Annotated in this window: 10 protein-coding genes; 1 reads left to right on the top strand and 9 read right to left on the bottom strand. The window is 36.2% G+C overall.

Annotated features, from left to right (window positions below):
- Nucleotides 1-25 precede the first annotated feature (25 nt).
- Nucleotides 26-1,585 carry a protein adenylyltransferase SelO family protein gene (locus tag R3L15_RS01225; RefSeq protein ID WP_338734098.1) on the bottom strand — a complete coding sequence of 520 codons (1,560 nt, stop codon included), beginning with the start codon at nt 1,583-1,585 and terminating at the stop codon, nt 26-28.
- A 120-nt stretch (nt 1,586-1,705) separates the two neighbouring features.
- On the opposite strand from R3L15_RS01225, the gene R3L15_RS01220 reads away from it, so the two are divergent.
- Complete coding sequence (locus tag R3L15_RS01220; protein ID WP_338732766.1) at nt 1,706-4,975, top strand: T9SS type B sorting domain-containing protein; 3,270 nt, start codon at nt 1,706-1,708, stop codon at nt 4,973-4,975.
- Between the two features lie 23 nt (nt 4,976-4,998).
- On the opposite strand, the gene R3L15_RS01215 is transcribed toward R3L15_RS01220, so the two are convergent.
- The 8 genes from R3L15_RS01215 to R3L15_RS01180 form a co-directional block, all read right to left on the bottom strand.
- Complete coding sequence (locus tag R3L15_RS01215) at nt 4,999-7,053, bottom strand: glycoside hydrolase family 97 protein (protein WP_338732764.1); 2,055 nt, start codon at nt 7,051-7,053, stop codon at nt 4,999-5,001.
- A 4-nt stretch (nt 7,054-7,057) separates the two neighbouring features.
- Nucleotides 7,058-8,494 (bottom strand): alpha-amylase family glycosyl hydrolase, encoded by a 1,437-nt coding sequence (locus tag R3L15_RS01210; protein WP_338732763.1) that lies wholly within the window; start codon nt 8,492-8,494, stop codon nt 7,058-7,060.
- 3 nt (nt 8,495-8,497) lie between these two features.
- Complete coding sequence (locus tag R3L15_RS01205) at nt 8,498-11,989, bottom strand: TIM-barrel domain-containing protein (protein WP_338732762.1); 3,492 nt, start codon at nt 11,987-11,989, stop codon at nt 8,498-8,500.
- A 44-nt stretch (nt 11,990-12,033) separates the two neighbouring features.
- On the bottom strand, nt 12,034-13,950 hold the full coding sequence (locus R3L15_RS01200; protein ID WP_338732761.1) for a glycoside hydrolase family 13 protein: 1,917 nt from the start codon (nt 13,948-13,950) through the stop codon (nt 12,034-12,036).
- Between the two features lie 54 nt (nt 13,951-14,004).
- Nucleotides 14,005-16,311 (bottom strand): glycoside hydrolase family 65 protein, encoded by a 2,307-nt coding sequence (locus tag R3L15_RS01195; protein ID WP_338732760.1) that lies wholly within the window; start codon nt 16,309-16,311, stop codon nt 14,005-14,007.
- Nucleotides 16,308-16,964, bottom strand: a complete 657-nt coding sequence (gene pgmB / locus R3L15_RS01190) for a beta-phosphoglucomutase (protein WP_338732759.1) — start codon at nt 16,962-16,964, stop codon at nt 16,308-16,310. The genes R3L15_RS01195 and pgmB overlap by 4 nt, the downstream gene beginning before the upstream one ends.
- 2 nt (nt 16,965-16,966) lie before the next feature.
- Entirely contained in the window at nt 16,967-18,346 is a 1,380-nt protein-coding gene (locus R3L15_RS01185) for an MFS transporter (protein ID WP_338732758.1), read from the bottom strand.
- Nucleotides 18,347-18,481: 135 nt separating this feature from the next.
- On the bottom strand, nt 18,482-19,522 hold the full coding sequence (locus tag R3L15_RS01180; RefSeq protein WP_338732757.1) for a LacI family DNA-binding transcriptional regulator: 1,041 nt from the start codon (nt 19,520-19,522) through the stop codon (nt 18,482-18,484).
- Nucleotides 19,523-19,570: the final 48 nt, after the last annotated feature.

Here is a 19,570-nt window from a genome sequence, read left to right as displayed (position 1 = left end):
CTAAAAACTTGTTTTTACAAATATATTAAGAACTGCACGATAACATAGAACAACCTACTTTATGTCTTGCCCATTCGGGGCGTTTGGCAAACCACTTGTTGTATTTAGGCTGGTCGTTGTATGGGTTTTGCAGCATTGTAAATAATTCGTCTAGTAATTTATAATCGCCTTTTTCTGCATCATCTATAGCTAATTGTGCCATATAATTTCGTAAGACATATTTTGGATTTACTTGATTCATTTTTTGTTTTCTCTCATCATCTGAAAGTCGTTCTTGCTGCAATCGATTAGCATATTCTGCAAACCACTTCTTCCATTTTTCTTTAATGTCTTTGGAAATGGTTTCAGCATAAAAAGCTTCAGAAATTATTGAAAGTCCTTGTTCTGACTCATCTTTTTTTAATTCTGACAGCTTTCTGAAAAATATGGTCATATCAGTTTCGGTTAGCAGTAAATTATCTTCCAAATCTTGAATGAGCAATTTATCTGTATTATCATTTTCAAACAGTCCCAATTTAGAACGCATCATTTGTAAGGACTTGACATCAAAGTCGGTTTTAAATTGATTTAAAATGTCTTCCAACGGCTTGGCATCTTCAATTAGCGGATACAATGCATTGGCTAGTTGATACAAATTCCACAGCGCTATGTTGGGTTGATTGCCAAAACGGTAACGCTTATGCTGTGCATCGGTAGTATTGGGTGTCCAACCAAAATCGAAACCTTCCAACCAACCGTAAGGTCCATAATCTATGGTTAATCCTAAAATGGACATATTATCGGTATTCATAACGCCGTGAACAAACCCTACACGTTGCCAATGGATAATCATTTCTAAAGTGCGCTGAGACACTTCAGCAAAAAACTGAATATACGTTTCTTTTGAAGGTGTTCCTAAATGCGGATAAAAGTGTTTTATGGTATAATTGGCTAGTTGTTTTAAGGTTTTTATGTCTTGTTGCGCTGCTAAAATTTCAAAACTACCAAATCTTATAAACGTTGGTGACACACGACATACAATCGCTCCTAGCTCATATTCGGCATTACCATTATACAACATATCTCGAAGCACTTGATCTCCCGTTAATGCTAAGGACAACGCACGTGTGGTTGGCACTCCCAAATGATGCATAGCTTCACTACACAGATATTCCCGAATAGAAGAGCGCAATACGGCTAATCCATCTCCTTGTCGCGAGTAGGGTGTTTTTCCAGCGCCTTTTAGCTGCAATGCCCAGCGTTGGTTATTATGTTTAATCTCAAATAAGTTAATCGCACGACCATCACCTAGCTGTCCTGCCCAATGCCCAAATTGATGTCCGCCATAATTCATAGCATAGGGGTTGGTATTTGGGTAAATGGTATTTCCTGATATGAGATGTAAAAATGCTTTAGATTTTAAATCGGGTTTTGCAAAACCTAAACTTTGGGCAAATTCTAAAGAAACGTGAATCAACTTTGGATTTGAAGTGGTTACAGGTAACACATAAGAAAAACACGCATTATTTACTTTACGGACATAATTTTCCTTGACAGTATCTGCCGGAAGTTCTTTTGTGAATGTGTTGTCTATTTTTAATTGCATTTTATCCTTTTCACTTATTTCTTCAAAAGACATAATCATACAAAGTTAGTTGTTTACTATCAAAAAAAGCATTTGATAATCATTTTACTATCTTTATGTTTTTTACACGCAATACTAAATATGTTAAAGGCATCTTTTAATATAGCTATACTAAAGTTAAAGTTTTACTTAGCATTACTTACTATGCTTTTTTCGGTGTTTATTAGTTTTGCTCAGTTGCCTGACTTTACCTTAAATGTTACTTCTATTGATGAGACTTGTTCTGGAAATGGCGCTATACAAATGAGTGTTTCTAATACAACTAGTGGCTCAGAAATAGTTTATACACTTTATGCTTTTCCTGATATTGGTACACCAATAGCACAAACATCTAACAACATCTTTAACAACCTTAATTCTGGAGACTATCGCGTTATAGCAACGCAAACTCTTGAACCTGATGAAAATTCTGCGCAACAAGATGTTTCTATATCTAATTTAACAACAGAATTAGATTTTGAAATTACACAAAATACGGTTAATAATTGCGATACCATTGGTAGTCTTATTGTGAATGTTACCTCAGGAAACCCTGTTAGTTTTGAAATTATTTCTGGCCCAGTGACAACCAATGTCCAAACATCTAATGAGTTTAACAACTTACCCGAAGGCACCTATATTATTAGAGTTTTTGATGATTGCGATAATGCCCTTACAAAAACTTATACGCTAATACTAAACACTAATGATATTGAAATATCAGATGGTGTTATTCCTAGTATACATAGTTCTTGCACAGAAATTAATCTTTCAAATAGCTTAAGTTCGTCTACTGAAAACCCAATAATCTATCCGCTTGATATTACTTATACTATTTTTCCGCCTAACGGATCGCCAACATTTACTGTAACGCAAACCATTACTTCTGGCGCAGAACATCATATTGATATATTGCAAACAATTCCTCTTTATGGTGATCAAGTTTTTAATGTAGATATTTTAATTACCGACTCATGTGGCGATGAATTTAGTAATAGCAACGAAATTAATCCAAACCCTACTGTGGAGTTACTGCCTTATGATGCTTTTTGTGGGTATCATCTTAACTTAATGATTGATAACTTCATGCCACCTTATACAGTCGATTTTATAGAAGCTCCACCTGAGTTTATAGCAAACGAATACAATAGTACATATCCAGGACCTTTCTCTGAGCCTTCAATCTTCTTTCAAATTACAAATACCCCTATCCCTTTTGGTTATTATTCTGTTTTAGTAACGGATGCCTGTGGAAATACCGCCGAATACTCTATTGTACTAGAAGAAGAACTTCCCGAACCTGATGTAGATGCCGCTAATTCTGGTTGTAGTGTAAATGGCACAATAAATATTTCCATTCCAGATAGAGATATTGTTTCGGTTATATTCACAGCAGCACCTAACACTTACCCAAATACGTTACCCGATAATGTTTCTAGCTTTATTGAAAATGGAGTGTTTTCAATGGACAACCTTCCTAGTGGCAACTACTCCTTAACATTAATTGACGAATGCGGCGGAGAGCATATTATAGACACTACAGTTCCAGAATTTTCATTTAGAGAATTATCTATTATCAATAGAGCTGATTGCTCAACAAATACTGGATCTATTAGAATTGCTAGTGGACATGAAAATATAGCATCCATCACAATTACTTCGGCACCTAATAATTATAATGAAAATATACCTCACAATATTTCTCACCTTATTAATGGTCAAGGCGCCATTGTTTTAAACAATCTTACTTCTGGAGATTATGCTTTTGAAATTATTGATGAATGTGGCTTTGAGTACTTTCCAAATATTTATATAAATTCATATATCAGTACACCTAATGCATATACATTAAATAGAAACTGTGGTTCTTTTGATGTTGGAGTTCTAGATCCTGACGATTCAGTAACAAATAAAAGTTATTGGTTTCAGAAATTTTTTCCAGAAACAGATTCTTGGGGACATCCATACACCGAAGAATTATATACAGAAGGCGACATCCCTAATCCAGACACAGCAATTGAAATTGAAAATGAAGAAACACTCTATAATATTTTTTTAACAGGAACCTTTAGAATAATTAAAGTTTTTCAATCATTTAATGATGTTAATACAGATGATTTTTGTTTAGACTTTTTCACTAATTTCGATATCTACTCAGACTTAACTGTCTCTGGCATATATAATTTAGGATGTGAAGGAGGCACTGGCCCTTCAGATGTTTTGATAGATGTTGCCGGGATTGAACCTTATAATTTTAGTATTATTTCGCCTTATAGTTTTGATAATGGAGAGAATAATATTTTTTCCAATCTAGCAGCAGGCATCTACGAAATAGAAGTCGAAGACGCTTGTGGGAACATTGAAAACGCTGTAATAAACATTGAAGACCTCTTACCTGTTGTAAATATTTATACTCCCGATAATATGTTTACGTGTTCAAATGAAAGCACCTCACCCACCTTTGCTTTAACAAATCAAAACTCTCAAATTTTAGGCAATCAAAATCCAGAAAACTTTACGGTTACCTATCACTTAAATCAAACAGATGCCGATTCTGGAGACAACCCCTTACCAGAAAACTACACAAACATTTCAAACCCACAAACCATCTACACAAGAGTTATTCATAACTCATTAAATATTTGCCATGCCACCACATCATTTCAACTTAATGTGGGTGAAATACCCGATTTTAATGCAGATGAAAATATCTCTGTTTGCGATGGTAGTACTATTACCCTTAATGCCATTTCTGGGTACGATACTTATGAATGGTCTACAGGAGAAACAACTCAAAATATTACTGTTAACGAAAGTGGCACATATACAGTTTCTGTTAAAACCCTTTATGGAGACAATTTTTGCGAATCAACACAAACATTTACAGTAACGTCATCAAGTATCGCTACTTTTGAAAATATTGACATCTCTGATTGGACTTCGAACAACAACGCCTTTACTATAACTGTATCAGGTAATGGCGATTACGTATATTCAATAGATAACATCAACTATCAAGAAGAAAATATCTTTACTGGTTTAGAACCTGGGGTTTATACTGTATTTGTAAAAGATTTAAACAACTGCGGTATTATTTCGGAAGACATATCTCTTCTTAATCATCCACATTTTTTCACCCCTAATAATGATGGCTATAATGATTATTGGCAAATAAACGAGTCTCAAACAGAACCTAATCTTGAAGTTGTTGTTTTTGATAGGTATGGTAAAATACTTTCCTCCTTCAATGGAAATAGCATAGGTTGGGACGGCACCTATAATGGGAATAATATGCCCACTAATGATTATTGGTTTTTAGTAAAACGAGAAGACGGCACAACACATAAAGGACATTTTACATTAAAACGATAAAAAGCCCCTTTCGGAGCTTTTTATTATTTCATTAGGCTAATTGCAAATCCACCACCTTCTGCAAGTTTTATGCTAAGCTTAGAGTCTTTTGTAATATTAATAGTTTCAACGTCCAAATCCAACGGGTTGTCATTCCAATGGGCATTCTTTCCATCTTTGTAAATAGTAGCTTGATAGGTTTCATTATCGTCTAAAAAACTAAAATCGACGGTAACAGTTCGTGCATTTTCATCGGTTATTCCACCAACAAACCAATTACCTGTTTTTCGTTCTTTTCTGGCGATGGTTACAAAATCACCTACTTCGCCATTCAAAACTTTAGTTTGTTGCCAATCCACACCAACATCTTTTATAAACTGAAGCGCCTTTGGATTGGCTTCGTAATGTTCAATCAAATCGGCAGCCATTTGTATGGGGCTGTAAATAACCACATACAATGCCAATTGCTGAGCCAACGTAGTATTCACTTGATTATCGGGCTTGTATTCATCAAATTTTATATTGAAAATACCAGGTGTATAATCTATAGGGCCAGCCAACATACGTGTGAAAGCGACAATTGGCAGGTGCTCTGGTGGATTGCCACCATCTGAAGCCCATGCGTTAAACTCCTGACCTCGCAACCCTTCCCGAGCAATGGTATTAGGATACGTTCTACGTAAACCAGTAGCTTTTATAGGTTCGTGCGCATTAACAGCTATTTGATTTTCTGCCGCTTTAATTACCGAATTGTTATGATGATTCACCATAAACTGCCCATGGTGATATTCGCCTTTTGGAGACAGTGTAAAAACATAACCAGACTTTACTGAATGTATGCCCAAATGATTCATTAAAGCATAAGCAGAATCCTGATATTTAATATAAGTGTCTACACCGCCATAAGTTTCGTGGTGCATCACAATCTCAACTCCTTTTTCTTTTCCATAGTCTACAACTTCTTCTATATCATAATCTGGATAAGGGGTTATAAAATCGAAACCACCTTCTTCTTCAGCCCAGCCAGTATTCCAGCCTTCTACCAAAACACCTCCAATATTATTTTTTGCTGAAAAATCTATATATTTTTTTGCGTTTTCTGTTGTTGCTCCGTGTTTCCCTGAGGCATAATCCCACGTACTCTTTCCTAGATGTAATTCCCACCAAATACCTGCATACTTCATAGGTTTAAACCAAGAGACATCGCCTAACTTATTCGGTTCGTTTAGGTTTACAATCAGTTTTGACTCGATTAAATCTGGAGCACTATCGCTAATTTGAAGCGTTCTCCAAGGTGTGTTGAACGGTAAACTACGTTTTACTTTGTAATTGGTATTATCGCTACCTACTAACACACTTTTTAAGTTTAAATTTTCAGTATCAACCTCTAAAGTCATCCCTGAATAATCTACCAGTGCTGCTTCGTGAAAACTTAAATGCGTACCATCTTTACCAACCATTGTTACTGGTGTATTTACCGCATTATTTGGTATATGAGTTTGTGCCAAATTAGGATGGTTACGTTTGCTTATCGCATCAATTTCTGATAGTTTGGTCGTACTATATAAATGTTCGTAAATCTCCCAATCTCCAGGAATCCAAAAGGTTTTGTAATCTTCTGTTAGATTAAATTCGGTTTGCTCTTCGGTAATTAAAGCTTCTTTAAAGTTTGGCTGCTCTGGAAATTCGTATCTAAAACCAATACCGTCGTTATACACTTTAAAAACAAGATTTACTTTTCTATTTAATTCTGAAGTTTCCTCTAATTCAACTCTCAATTCGTTGTAATGGTTCACCACATCTTCTTGTTCGCCCCATGGCATTTGCCAAGTTTCATTAAAAGTTGATGCAATTGAATTGATGATCTTGAAGTTATCTTTTAAAGATTTCGCATCCACAAAATCAAATCCTAAATACGATGTATCTACAATAGTTTTGTTGTTGAATGCAACCAAATAGAATGGCTCACCTAGGTCGTTCACATTAAAATCGACCTCAATATTCCCATTAGGTGAACTAGTCTGATAGCGCTTTTGTTTTGGCTCACTACAACTTGATAATATAATTGCAGTAATAAGTATAACGACTGTATGTTTCATTATTTTACTTTACTAAAATTTTATATTCCCAAGGTTGTAATGTTATTTCATTGCCTTCTAGTTTTACCGTTTGATTGGATAAGTAATCGGTGAAATCTCCTGAAACTTCCGGGGTAACAGATTGTGATTCTGCTGTGAAATTACCCACAAAGATGATTTCATCTCCTGCTTTTTCACGTTTAAAAACCAAAACTTTTTCATTTTCAGCATTCAATCTTTGGTAAGCTGCTGCTGCTTTTCCACCATTTAAGGCTTTGTTGGTATTCTTTAACTCACCTAGCTTTTTAAGCAATTCAAAATAAGCGCCTTTTGTTTTTGGAATAGAATCTTTCTCGAAGAACTTTAAACGATGTTCCATATCGTATTCTTGTCCTGAATAAATCAAAGGCATTCCTGGAATTGTATAACTCAATGCAGTAAAAATCTCCTTGTTTTCTGGCATACGTTCTTTTAAAGTTCCAGCCCAAGAGTTTTCGTCGTGATTGGTAACAAAGTACATATTGATATCATCGGCTTGTAAAGTCGAATCAATTTTCACCATATACTCATCCAATGCTTTTACGGTTTTATGGCCTTTGGCTATATCGTTAAAAATGTGATGAGCTTCCCAACCATAATGCATATCAAATCCGTTTTGCAATAAATCTGGTTGCTCTGCTTCTGCCAACATAAATACAGGTTTTACAGCTTTTAACGTATCTATAGCACGTTTAAAGAAATCAACTGGAACTTTATGTGCCACGTCCATTCTATAGCCATCAATATTGACGTCTTCCACCCAATATTTCATATCGGCAATCATAGCATTACGCATATCTTGGTTATCGTAATTTAAATCGGCAACATCTGTCCAACCCCAAGATTCTCCAGTATCTGGATTGATGGGATCGATGATTTCACCTGCTTCATTTTGTGTAAAATATTCAGGGTGTTCTGTAATCCAAGGGTGATCCCAACCTGTGTGGTTTGGCACCCAATCGACAATTACGTAAATACCATTTTCGTGAGCTGTATCAACCAACTCTTGAAAGTCTTCTAAAGTTCCAAATTCTGGATTTATAGAACGATAATCGGATACCGAATAATAACTTCCCAGATATTTCTTACGTTCCTCTTCGTCCTCGATATTGCTTGTGAACTGTCCATCTGTAGCTTTACGTTTTACTTCAGAAATTCTATTAATTGGCATTACCCAAATTACTTTTACGCCCAAGTCCTTTAATACAGGAATATCTTTGGTGAAAGCATCAAAAGTACCTTCTGGTGAATACTGACGAATATTGGCTTCATAAATCACTGCGCGTTCTTCTACATTGGCATTAAAATCGGGAATTGTTTCTTCCTGCTTTTCTACAACAGGACTTTCATTTTCTGTTTTTTTCTCATCTTTACAAGATGTAAAAACGGTAATAGTTACCAAAAGAGCTATTAATTTTCTCATTGTCTATAGGTTTAGTTTTAGTGTAATTGTTTTGTTATTTTTAGTATTCCAAGTGGTTGGAATATGTGTTGTTTTTTTACTTGAATTGTAGCGTGTTTTTTGACGTTTTCCATCAACTTTTATACGTTTTGGTTGCTTTTGAATATTGTGAACGATAAGCTCAATTTGCTTTGTTGTTGGTTGATAGTTTGCACCTAACTCCGTTTCAAATTCAATTTCTAAGTTACGCCCTTTAATTTCGGCTTCAAACTGCAAGATTTCATACAGCCCTTTTTCATAAGCATTGGCTGTGATTCCGTCGTCATTATATAATTGGCTTTTGGACTTCTCGGTTATGGTCTCATCAAAATAATAATGAAGTTCCAAAATATTACCATCGTATGCCTTTGTAGATTGTATGGGTTTTGCCATAGGAACAAAGCTTCCGCCACGCACAAAGGTTGGAATACTCTCTTCTTTTAAATCGTAGGTTGTAGTGCTTCCTCCTTTGAACCTTTCATCGGAATAAAAGTCAAACCAATTAGATGGCTTTGGAAAATAAACCTCTTGGCTTTTTGGGTCGGCTTCAAGAATTGGCGCTACCAAAATATCAGATCCCCAAAGATAGGTTTTAGAATACCCCAATAGGTCTTGATTTTCTGGTTCTTCAAAAAACAAAGGTCGCATTAGTGGCTTACCTTGTGTATTATTTTCATACATCATTTGATAATTGTAAGGCAGCAATTTGTAACGTAATTCAATAGCTTGCTTTGCTAATGCTTTGGCCTTTTCGCTTCTAAAAATAGGTTCGCTCGCTACTTCTTCTTGTGCGTGTGGCCTAAAAATAGGTTGAAATATACCATACTGTAACCAGCGCACATACAATTCATCATCAAGATTAGCTCCTGCAAAACCACCGAGATCGCTATGCATATAAGCCAACCCTTGCATTCCCATTTGCAAGGCAATTTCAGGCTGACTCTGCAAACCGCCCCAAGTTCTATTGACGTCGCCAGACCAAGGCACCATCCCGTAGCGTTGTGAGCCTGAATAACCAGCACGCATTAAAATAAATGGTCGCTGATTTGGTCTAGCTTCGTGAAATGCTTCTTGTACTAATTTTGCCCAATCGTGCCCATAAATATTGTGAACCTCATTGGCAGTTCCTGTTTCGTGAACCAAGCTTGACGGATGGACTTCGGGCTCACCCAAATCGCCCCAAATTCCGGTTACGCCGAAATCTAATAGACTTTTATTAATATGTTTAAACCAATTGTAACCAGATTTACTAAACACATCGACCAAACCTGTATTGCCAAAGAAAAAATCGTAGGTTGCCGGATTGCCCAAGCTATCTTTTGCCAAAGCGCTGTTGGCAACTGCTTCCTCCCAACGCTTGGAGGTCGTTAAAATAAAAGGCTCGGTAATGAGAATGGTTTCCACATCTTGATCACGTAAGGTTTTGATCATTTGTTTGGGATTTGGGAACGAATCTCTATCAAATTCTAGATTTCCCATTGTTCCCATCACTTCTTTTCCAAACCAGTATAAGTCCAAAATAATGGCATCCACAGGAATGTTTTCTTTCTTAAATTTTTTGATGGTTTCCAAAGTTTCCTTTTGCGAATGGTATCCAAATCGACTGGAAAAATTACCTAAAGCCCAACGTGGCAACATAGGTTGTTTTCCGGTAAGATTAGTATAGTTATCAACTATATCATACCACGAATCCCCAACAACAACTTGGTAGGTTTTTCTACCGGAAATGGTTTCGTAAGTTAGCGTATTATCTTCTTGACTATCCAAATCTAAAAAGCCAATTGGGGCGTTATCAAAATGCAGCAGATATTTATTTGAAGATAAGACAATTGGCAAGGTGAAATTCATTAATTCGCTATGCGTTTCGTAACCGTAATGAGCTTTGTTGTAGAGCTCCAAACGATACCCGCGACGGTTCATCCCCAAAGCTCTGGCTCCGCCACCGTATAAGATTTCATCTGGTTTTAAATTGAAATTCAAGCTTTCAAAACCATCTGTTTTTTGATAACCATATTGCTCTGAAGTAACCTCTTTTCCCTTATACCAATACGCTATTTTAAAAGGATTTTTATGCGCTTTAACTTGAAAATCATCTGTACCAAACGTCAACAGTGAATCGTTCTGTTTGAATTGAACATCCGATGCAGTTTTAGATAGTACAACAGCGTGCGAATTGGGTTTTAATTGTTCGCCATTGGGGATAAAAGTTGTTTCTACAATTTCAGGTGTATAAAATTCAATTTTGTATTCGCCATCATTCATTTTAATCTTTAAAAACTCGCCATCTTGAAATTCAGCACTCACGAATTTTCTTTCAGTAACAGCTTCTGGGAACAACCACAGTATGGCTTCTTCAAAATTTTCGCGCCACAACTTTTCGTTGTGCTTGCCTTCGGGAACAACTTTGGACGTGATGCTTTTTGACGGGAAACCATTATTTTTGAGTGTTTCGACCATCTTGTTCATATCGCTAACGGTCTGGCTTATTTCATTATAACCTGCTTTTTCGCCTTCTTTTCCTCCTGCCAAAAAGTACATTTTTGTATTACCTACATTGGCTTTGTTTTTTGTAAAATCGAACACTTGAGGCGCAAACCAAAATGCTGGCGAATACACCCCTACTTTACCAAAAACTTGAGGGTATTTTAAGGCTGCATAATGCGATATCAAACCACCCATTGAGCTCCCAAAAATACCTGTGTTGCTTTTATCGGTTAGCGTATTGTAATTCGTATCAATGTAAGGTTTTAAGGTATTGACAATAAATTCTAGATAGGCATCGCCTTCGCCACCACCATATTTTTCGTGTTCCCAAGGCGAGTATTCATCCAAACGTTTGTCGCTGCCATTATCAACACCAACAACAATAAGCTCCATTTGTTTTTCCTTGAAGAGCTTGTTTAAGGTTTCGTCTATTTCCCATTCCCCAAAATTGGATGTTGTGGCATCAAACAGGTTTTGACCATCGTGCATATAAACGACGGGGAATGATTTTTTGGACACTTTGTAATTAGGTGGCAAATAGATCCAAACACGGCGTTTTCGATTGAGCTCTGGTATTTCAAATTCGGTTGAAATTACCGTGACGTTTTTTGCTGCAGTGGATTGTGGTTGCTCATCGAAAAGATGTGTCCAACCTTTTATACTTAGCTTTAGTGTGTCGTTGGGGTTTTCAAAAGTGTAAGAATGATTGTCTATAGCCGAGCCTTTTTCATCACTCTCCACAGTTTCCCAAGAGCCTTGAGTGAACTTAAAATTGATGCTTCCTTTTTGCTTGGGAAGTGTTATCGAATAATGTCCATTAGTATTTTGAAGTTGATAAGCGGCACTTCCACCAGACCAGCCTTCAAAATCTCCTGAAATAAATATGGAAGCATCGTTTAGGGTTTGCTCCGGAAGGTCTTCTACAACAACGGTGACTTGGGCATTTACTACTTGAAATAATAAGAAAAATAGTATATATTTAATTTGCTTCATACTTATATTAAGATTCCGAAACAAGTTCGGAATGACAAGTTGTTTTATTTTGTAGTCAATAGTGTTACTCCTTTATTATTTAATTTCAGGGTATCATTCCATTGTACAGACTCGTCAGATATTATGTTGTGGAATGTTTTCCCTCTTAAATTCATTTCTAAAAAACGGTTTACATCCAACTCAACTGGTTCTTCATTTTTATTTAAAACACAGACAACAGTTTCATTTCCCATAGTTCTAAACAAAACATAAACACCATTCTCTGGTGCAAAATGAACGGTTTCCCCTTTGTGAATAGCTTTGCTATCCTTTCTGTAATTCATAAGTTTCATTACAAACGTTTGCATTTCGGTTTGCTCATCGGATAAACCTTCACCTGTAAATCCGTTTACAGTATCACCTTCCCAACCGCCGGGAAAATCGGTTCTAATTAACCCGTGATCTCCAGGTTTTTCAGCATCGCTTATCAACACTTCTGTACCATAATACACTTGTAAGGTACGTGGCATACACGCCATATAGGCCAATGCCATTTGCGTTTTGGTAAGATTTTCACCCAATTGTGTATAAACACGGCTCATATCGTGATTGTCTGGAAATACCAAAACATCCTCTGGTCTGGTGTAGCCAAAATCGTTAGCTAAACCATCATACATACGCACTAAACCAGTTCCCCAAGATTCCTCTTCATTTAATGCTTGAACAATGGTTTGCTGCATAGGAAAATCCATTGTAGATTTTAAATTGGACTTGTAACCATCTTTATTTTGATGCCCCTCTTGCCAATAGGCTACCAACAACGGATTGGTACTCCATTCCTCGCCTACAATATTAAAATTGGGGTATTCGGTCATAATGGCGCCTGCCCAATCGCTCATAAAGTCTTTATCTGGATATGGATACGTATCTTGACGAATTCCACCTAATTGTAGGGTTTCAATCCACCAAATATTATTTTGAATGATGTAGTTTGCCATAAACGTATTACGTTGGTTTAAATCTGGCATCGCACGAACAAACCAACCTTCGTTCATTTCGGCTTTATCTTTTTTTGAAGCATAGCTATCCTGATTAACCGTTCGGCGATGGTTGGAGTTTTTTAATGCGTCACCAGACTCCAAAGCCTGTTGCTGATTCACCCAATTCTTAAATGGTAAATCGTCCATCCACCAATGGTTGCTCCCACAGTGATTAGCCACCATATCCATTATCAATTTCATATCCTTGTCTCGCATTTTTTGAGATAGATTCTTGTAATCTTCCAACAATCCGAAACGTGGATCGACTTGATAGAAATCAGTCATTGCATACCCGTGATATGAGGATTGCAGCATATCGTTAATAAGCATTGGCGTTGGCCAAATAGCCGTAAATCCTAACTTTTCAATGTAATCTAAATGCTGAGTGATACCTTTAATATCGCCACCGTGACGACCGTAATCATCGTTACGATTTATGGTGGTTTCCCGTAAATTTTCATTTATATCGTTAGAGGGATCACCATTAGCAAAACGATCTGGTGTGATAAGGTAAATAGCGTCGCTACTATCAAAACCAACATAATCTTCGGCAGCAATTGTTCTTGATTTTAACTCATAGGTATGCGTTTTTTTTGTGCCATTTTCATCTTCAAATAGTACATCAAACTTCCCAGGTTTTGTAGTGTTGTCAATCTCTAAATCCACAAACAAATAGTTGGGACTATCAGCTTGATGCACTTTAGTTACCGTAACGCCAGGATAAGCAACTTGTGCAGAAAAGCTACCAATACCATTGTCATTTACCAACAATTGTAACTTGGTGTTTTTAAAACCAACCCACCAATGTGGTGGTTCTACACGCTCTAAAGAAGTGTTTGAAACTGGGATGGTTTTTTCCCCTTCCATTGGATGTTGTTCCTTTGATTCTTTACAACCTAACAACGTTATTAAAACCAATACAATACCAATATGATACTTCATAATCCACATTTTTTTTAGATTCTGCATCATTGTATAAAATGACGCTTATTCACTTTACACTTTTACCAAATTATTTCGTGTAACGGTTATAGGGGTTCCATTTACCAAAATGGTTAAATCGGTAGTTCCTTCAAGCTCAAAATTGGTTTCTTTTTGAGAAACATTCACCTTTAAAATTTGATTTCTAAAATTGACTTTAAATGAAAATGCTTGCCATTGTTTCGGAATTTGCGGTTCGAAACTCAACATATCGTTTTTAACGCGCATACCGCCAAAACCTTCCACAATACTCATCCACGTTCCGGCCATTGATGTAATGTGCAAGCCTTCGTGAACTTCTTTGTTGTAATCATCTAAATCTAATCTTGAAGTTCTTAAATAGAAGGTATAGGCTTGTTCCATTCTACCTAATTTTGCGGCTTGAATACTGTGTACGCAAGGCGACAATGAGCTTTCGTGTACCGTAAAAGGCTCATAAAAATCGAAATGCTTTTGTAGTTCTTCTGTAGAAAAATGGTCTTCAAAAAAATAGAATCCTTGTAAGGTGTCGGCTTGTTTAATGTATGGTGAACGTAAAATGCGATCCCAAGACCAGTATTGATTAATAGGGCGTTGGTTTGCATCCAACTTATCTACCGTGATTAATTCTTTATCTAAAAAGCCGTCTTGTTGTAAATAGACTTGATGCTCATCTGAATATGGAAAATACATCGCATCGGCTACTTGTTGCCATTGGGAAATTTCGGCATCAGACAGATTGGTTTTCTCCATAATTCTAGTAAAATCTGAAGCGTATTCAGCTTTTACCTTGTTTATGTTTTCTATGGCATAATCAACACACCATTTGGCGATATAGTTGGTATAAAAATTATTGTTAACGTTATTTTCATATTCGTTTGGCCCCGTAACACCTAAGATAACATACTTGTTTTTTGCTGTTGAAAACGTTGCGCGTTGCTGCCAGAAACGCGCAATCCCAATAAGTACTTCCAAGCCTTTTTCGGGAATATAGCTGTAATCGCCCGTAAAGCGATAATAATTAAAAATGGCAAAAGCAATAGCGCCATTACGATGGATTTCCTCGAAAGTAATTTCCCATTCGTTGTGGCATTCTTCACCATTCATTGTTACCATAGGATATAAAGCCGCTCCATTTGTAAATCCTAATTTTTCGGCATTTTCAATGGCCTTTCCTAGGTGATGATAACGATACTCCAATAGATTTCTAGCAACTTGTTGATCTTTGGTTGCCATATAAAATGGGATGCAATAAGCTTCTGTATCCCAATAGGTGCTTCCGCCATACTTTTCTCCTGTAAATCCTTTTGGCCCAATATTTAATCGGGCGTCTTTACCTAAGTATGTATGATTTAATTGTAAGATATTAAAACGAATCCCTTGTTGTGCTTTCACATCACCTTCAATAGTAATATCGGCCATATCCCAAATACTAGCCCAAGCTTGTTTTTGAGTATCCAACAAGCCTTCAAACCCTAATTGCAATGTTTTTTCTAAAGTATTTTTTGCTGCGGAAACTAAGTTGTCTTTATCGTGATTTCTATCTACAGTATAACCGCCAAATTTATGAATGGTAAACGTTTGATTTTGCTGAATTTCAGCTGTATACTCAAACGACACCTTTTGTGCAGTTTGCTCTATTTGTGGTTCAATTTTACTAATTTTTCCATCTACAAAACATTGCGACTGCATAAAGGTACAGGTATGAAAATTGGTTTTCATTGTATGTGCCTCAATGAATGCTTGGTTTGATGTATAGGTTAACTTTGTGGTGTTCCAAAATTGGTCGTCCCAATTGGTGTCTTCGTTAGTAATACCAGAATCTATGTATGGTGTAAAACTAATTTCAGCATCAGCATTTAATGGCGTTACCGCATATTTTATAGCGCCTACTTCATCTAGTTCTAAACTTAAAAATCGAAGCACTTCCACTTTCACTTGCACATCGTTTGGCAATGTAGCCACAAAGCTTCTAGATAGCCAACCCTCTTTCATATTAAGTTCGCGACGAAAGTCTTCAACTTGTTTACACGTATGTAAATCTAAAGCTTCACCATTAACAGTCACGTTAATGCCAATCCAACTTGGTGCATTTAGCACTTTGGCAAAATACTCTGGATAACCGTTTTTCCACCAACCTACTCGGGTTTTATCTGGATAATATACGCCAGCAATATAACTACCTTGAAAGGTGTCGCCTGTATAAGTTTCTTCAAAATTGGCACGTTGTCCCATAGCACCATTACCGATACTAAATAAACTTTCTGAAGACTTGACTCTTTCTGGTTCAAAGCCTTCCTCTATAATGGACCAATTATCTGGTTTTATATAATCTTGATTCATTTTTTTACTAATTCTTTTATAAAATCTGTTGAGATTTCTGTAAAATCTTTAAATATGTAATCGGCTTCGTGAAGCACATTTTTATCACCAATACCAATAGAAATCATATTGGCAATATTCGCGGCTTGAATGCCAGCCACAGAGTCTTCAAAAACCACGCAGTTTTCAGGTTTTTGATTTAATAATTTTGCCCCTATTAAAAACACTTCCGGATCTGGTTTTGCCTTACTAACATCATTACCATCTACAATGGCCTGAAAGCTTGAAATAAGGTTAACTTTCTCCAATATTTTTCTAGCATTTTTACTAGCAGATCCTAAAGCTATTGCTTGATTATTGGTTTTTAAATAGTTTAATATTTTTGGCACATCAGGAAGAATTTCGTCTTCTCCCATTTTGTTTATATAGCTTAAGTAATCATCGTTTTTCTTGGCCATTAAAGACATAAACTCATCTTCTGAAATGCTTTTATTTCCCCAAGCTAAAATTTTCTCTAACGACTTAACACGACTTACGCCTTTAAGCTGTTCGTTTTGTTCTTTATTAAAATCGACATCAATGCTATTGGCTAATTTTTTCCACGCCAAAAAATGATACTTTGCTGTATCTACGATAACGCCATCGAGGTCAAATATGAATCCTTTTGTGTTCATTTTTAATTTATTTCGTTTTCTGGTTGATATGAAATAGCATCTTTATTAACAATTAACAAATTGCATAGTCCTGCTAGAATTAAACTAATACCAGCAATTGTCATCGCATTAATAGCGTCATCCCCTAAAAGACTAGACACATAATTTATGCCGCCAACAGCAGCAATAATTTGCGGGATTACAATAAACATATTGAATATCCCCATAATAACACCCATTTTCTTAGGGTTTACTGAACTTGACAACATAGCGTAAGGCATAGACAAGATGCTTCCCCAAGCAATACCTACTAATATGAAACAGTATTTTAGCGTTTCTGGCGTGGCGTAAAACATTAGAATAAAACCTAGGCCTCCCAAAAACAGCGACCCCATATGCACAAACTTTCTATTAATGCGTTTTTTAGATGTATAAAAGGCTAGTAGCAACGCAAAAGCCATAGAAGACAATCCGTAAACACCCATTGCAGAACCAACTAGATTTGATGATTTTTGAAATGCGGTGTTTGCTGTATCAAAAGCTTCGGCTTGCGAGGGGATTGTTAAATCGAAAGCTGTTTCTATAGGCGCTGGCGTATTAAAAACGTGTTCCGTTAGCGCTGGATTTGCCAAGCTCCACATTGTAAAAAACGCAAACCAACTAAAAAACTGAATAAGCCCAAGTTTTTTCATTGTTAGTGGCATTTTTCCAATATTCTCTAAAATATCTGGAATAAAGCGATTTTTCTTTTTTCGTTCGCGTTCAAACTCCTCCATATCTTCAGGAGGATATTCCGACGTGGTAAACACCGTATATAAAATACTTACTAAAAACACTACGGCTCCAATACCAAACGCTACTTTTACCGACATAGGCACAACACCTTTTGGTGCCGCATCGCTAACACCAAGTTGCGATACCATCCAAGGTAAATTACTGGCTACCCAAGTACCAATACCAATAATAAGAGTTTGCACGACAAAACCATACGATCGTTGCGAATTAGGTAATTTATCGGCTACTAAAGCACGAAAAGGTTCCATTGAAACATTTATAGAAGCATCTAGAATCCATAAAAACCCTGCAGCCACCCATAATGCTGGTGAATGCGGTACAAAAAACAAGGCCAAGGAGCTTAAAATTGCACCTATTAAAAAATATGGACGACGTCTTCCCCATCTTGGGTGCCACGTTTTATCGCTTAAATACCCAATAATGGGTTGTATAATAAGTCCTGTTAAAGGTGCTGCAATCCAAAGCAAAGGAATAGCATCTTTGTCGGCTCCTAGTGTTTGAAATATTCGAGACATAAAGCCTCCTTGTAAGGCAAAACCAAATTGAATTCCTAGGAAACCGAAACTCATATTCCAAATTTCCCAAAAATTTAAGGCGCGCTTTTTCATTAATAGTATATTTTAAATTAATACTATTTTGACAAGCGGTATAACTTATCAAAACTTATGGTGAGAAGTAAAAATATAAGTTTTGATTTCAGGCGGTAAAGATATAAAAGATTTTAATTAGTCCATGTTAAAATCCTATTTTGTTGATTCTCGCTCTATTAATTCTGTTTCTATAACAACCGTTTTATAGTGTTCCTCCTCTTCTTCATGTTCTAGATTATCTATCAACAATTCTGCTGCTTTTTCGCCCATTTGCTGCGCATGCTGACTTACGGTTGTTAAACTTGGCGTAGCGTGTTTAGACAACACACCATCTGTAAAACCAATAACCTGAATATCGTTAGGTATTTTTCTGTTTAGTTTTTTTGCCACTTTCATAGCGGTAAGCGCATACAGCTCATTAACAGCAAAAACGCCATCTATTTCTGGATTGCTTTTGATAAGACATTCTATCTCGGCTTCTAAATCTTCTAAATGATCTTCGGCATCCAATTCTTCTACAATCTTTAAAATCAATTCAGACTTAGGCTGAATCTTATGATCCTCTAAAGCTTCAAGATACCCCTGTGTACGCAACTTCCCTACGCTAACGTAATCTTTTGTTGTAATTATAGCGATGTTCTTACAGCCATTTTCTATTAGTTTGTTTACTGCCTTTTTAGAGCCTTTTAAATCATCTACTATCACCTTATCACATCTTACATCGTTAACGACACGATCAAACATAACTATAGGCATACCTTGATTTATGGTTTCGTTAAAATGATGATAATCTTGCTGCAATAGGGTTTCTTTTGAGATAGATAAAATAAACCCATCTATACTTCCATTGGCTAACATTTCCATATTAATCACTTCCTTATTAAACGACTCGTTAGAAAGCCCAACAATAACGTTATAACCACGCTTATTCGCTATAAGCTCGATCCCTCTAATGACTTTCGAGAAAAAATGGTGTACAATTTCGGGAATGATAATACCTATTGTTTTCGTTTTTTTGTTTTTTAAACTTAGGGCAATGTTGTTAGGCTTGTAATTATATAATTTAGCAAAAGCCTGTACTTTTTCTCTGGTATCTTCACTTATCTCCTTACTATTTCTCAAAGCCTTGGACACCGTTGATATTGAAACATCTAACTCTTTTGCTATTTGTTTAAGCGTTACTTTCCGCTTCATATGTATTTTTTTTGTATATTTTAAAGAAAGTCTAAAGATAAGGCATTC

The organism is Mangrovimonas cancribranchiae (assembly GCF_037126245.1).
Taxonomy (GTDB): domain Bacteria; phylum Bacteroidota; class Bacteroidia; order Flavobacteriales; family Flavobacteriaceae; genus Mangrovimonas; species Mangrovimonas cancribranchiae.
Note: the sequence above shows the minus strand (reverse complement) of the source record. Positions and strands in the feature narration are given on the sequence as shown.

Coding starts and splice junctions, on each gene's coding strand:
- R3L15_RS01225 (WP_338734098.1), bottom strand. CDS start 1,585: ATGCAATTAAAAATAGACAACACATTCACAAAAGAACTTCCGGCAGAT.
- R3L15_RS01220 (WP_338732766.1), top strand. CDS start 1,706: ATGTTAAAGGCATCTTTTAATATAGCTATACTAAAGTTAAAGTTTTAC.
- R3L15_RS01215 (WP_338732764.1), bottom strand. CDS start 7,053: ATGAAACATACAGTCGTTATACTTATTACTGCAATTATATTATCAAGT.
- R3L15_RS01210 (WP_338732763.1), bottom strand. CDS start 8,494: ATGAGAAAATTAATAGCTCTTTTGGTAACTATTACCGTTTTTACATCT.
- R3L15_RS01205 (WP_338732762.1), bottom strand. CDS start 11,989: ATGAAGCAAATTAAATATATACTATTTTTCTTATTATTTCAAGTAGTA.
- R3L15_RS01200 (WP_338732761.1), bottom strand. CDS start 13,950: ATGAAGTATCATATTGGTATTGTATTGGTTTTAATAACGTTGTTAGGT.
- R3L15_RS01195 (WP_338732760.1), bottom strand. CDS start 16,311: ATGAATCAAGATTATATAAAACCAGATAATTGGTCCATTATAGAGGAA.
- pgmB (WP_338732759.1), bottom strand. CDS start 16,964: ATGAACACAAAAGGATTCATATTTGACCTCGATGGCGTTATCGTAGAT.
- R3L15_RS01185 (WP_338732758.1), bottom strand. CDS start 18,346: ATGAAAAAGCGCGCCTTAAATTTTTGGGAAATTTGGAATATGAGTTTC.
- R3L15_RS01180 (WP_338732757.1), bottom strand. CDS start 19,522: ATGAAGCGGAAAGTAACGCTTAAACAAATAGCAAAAGAGTTAGATGTT.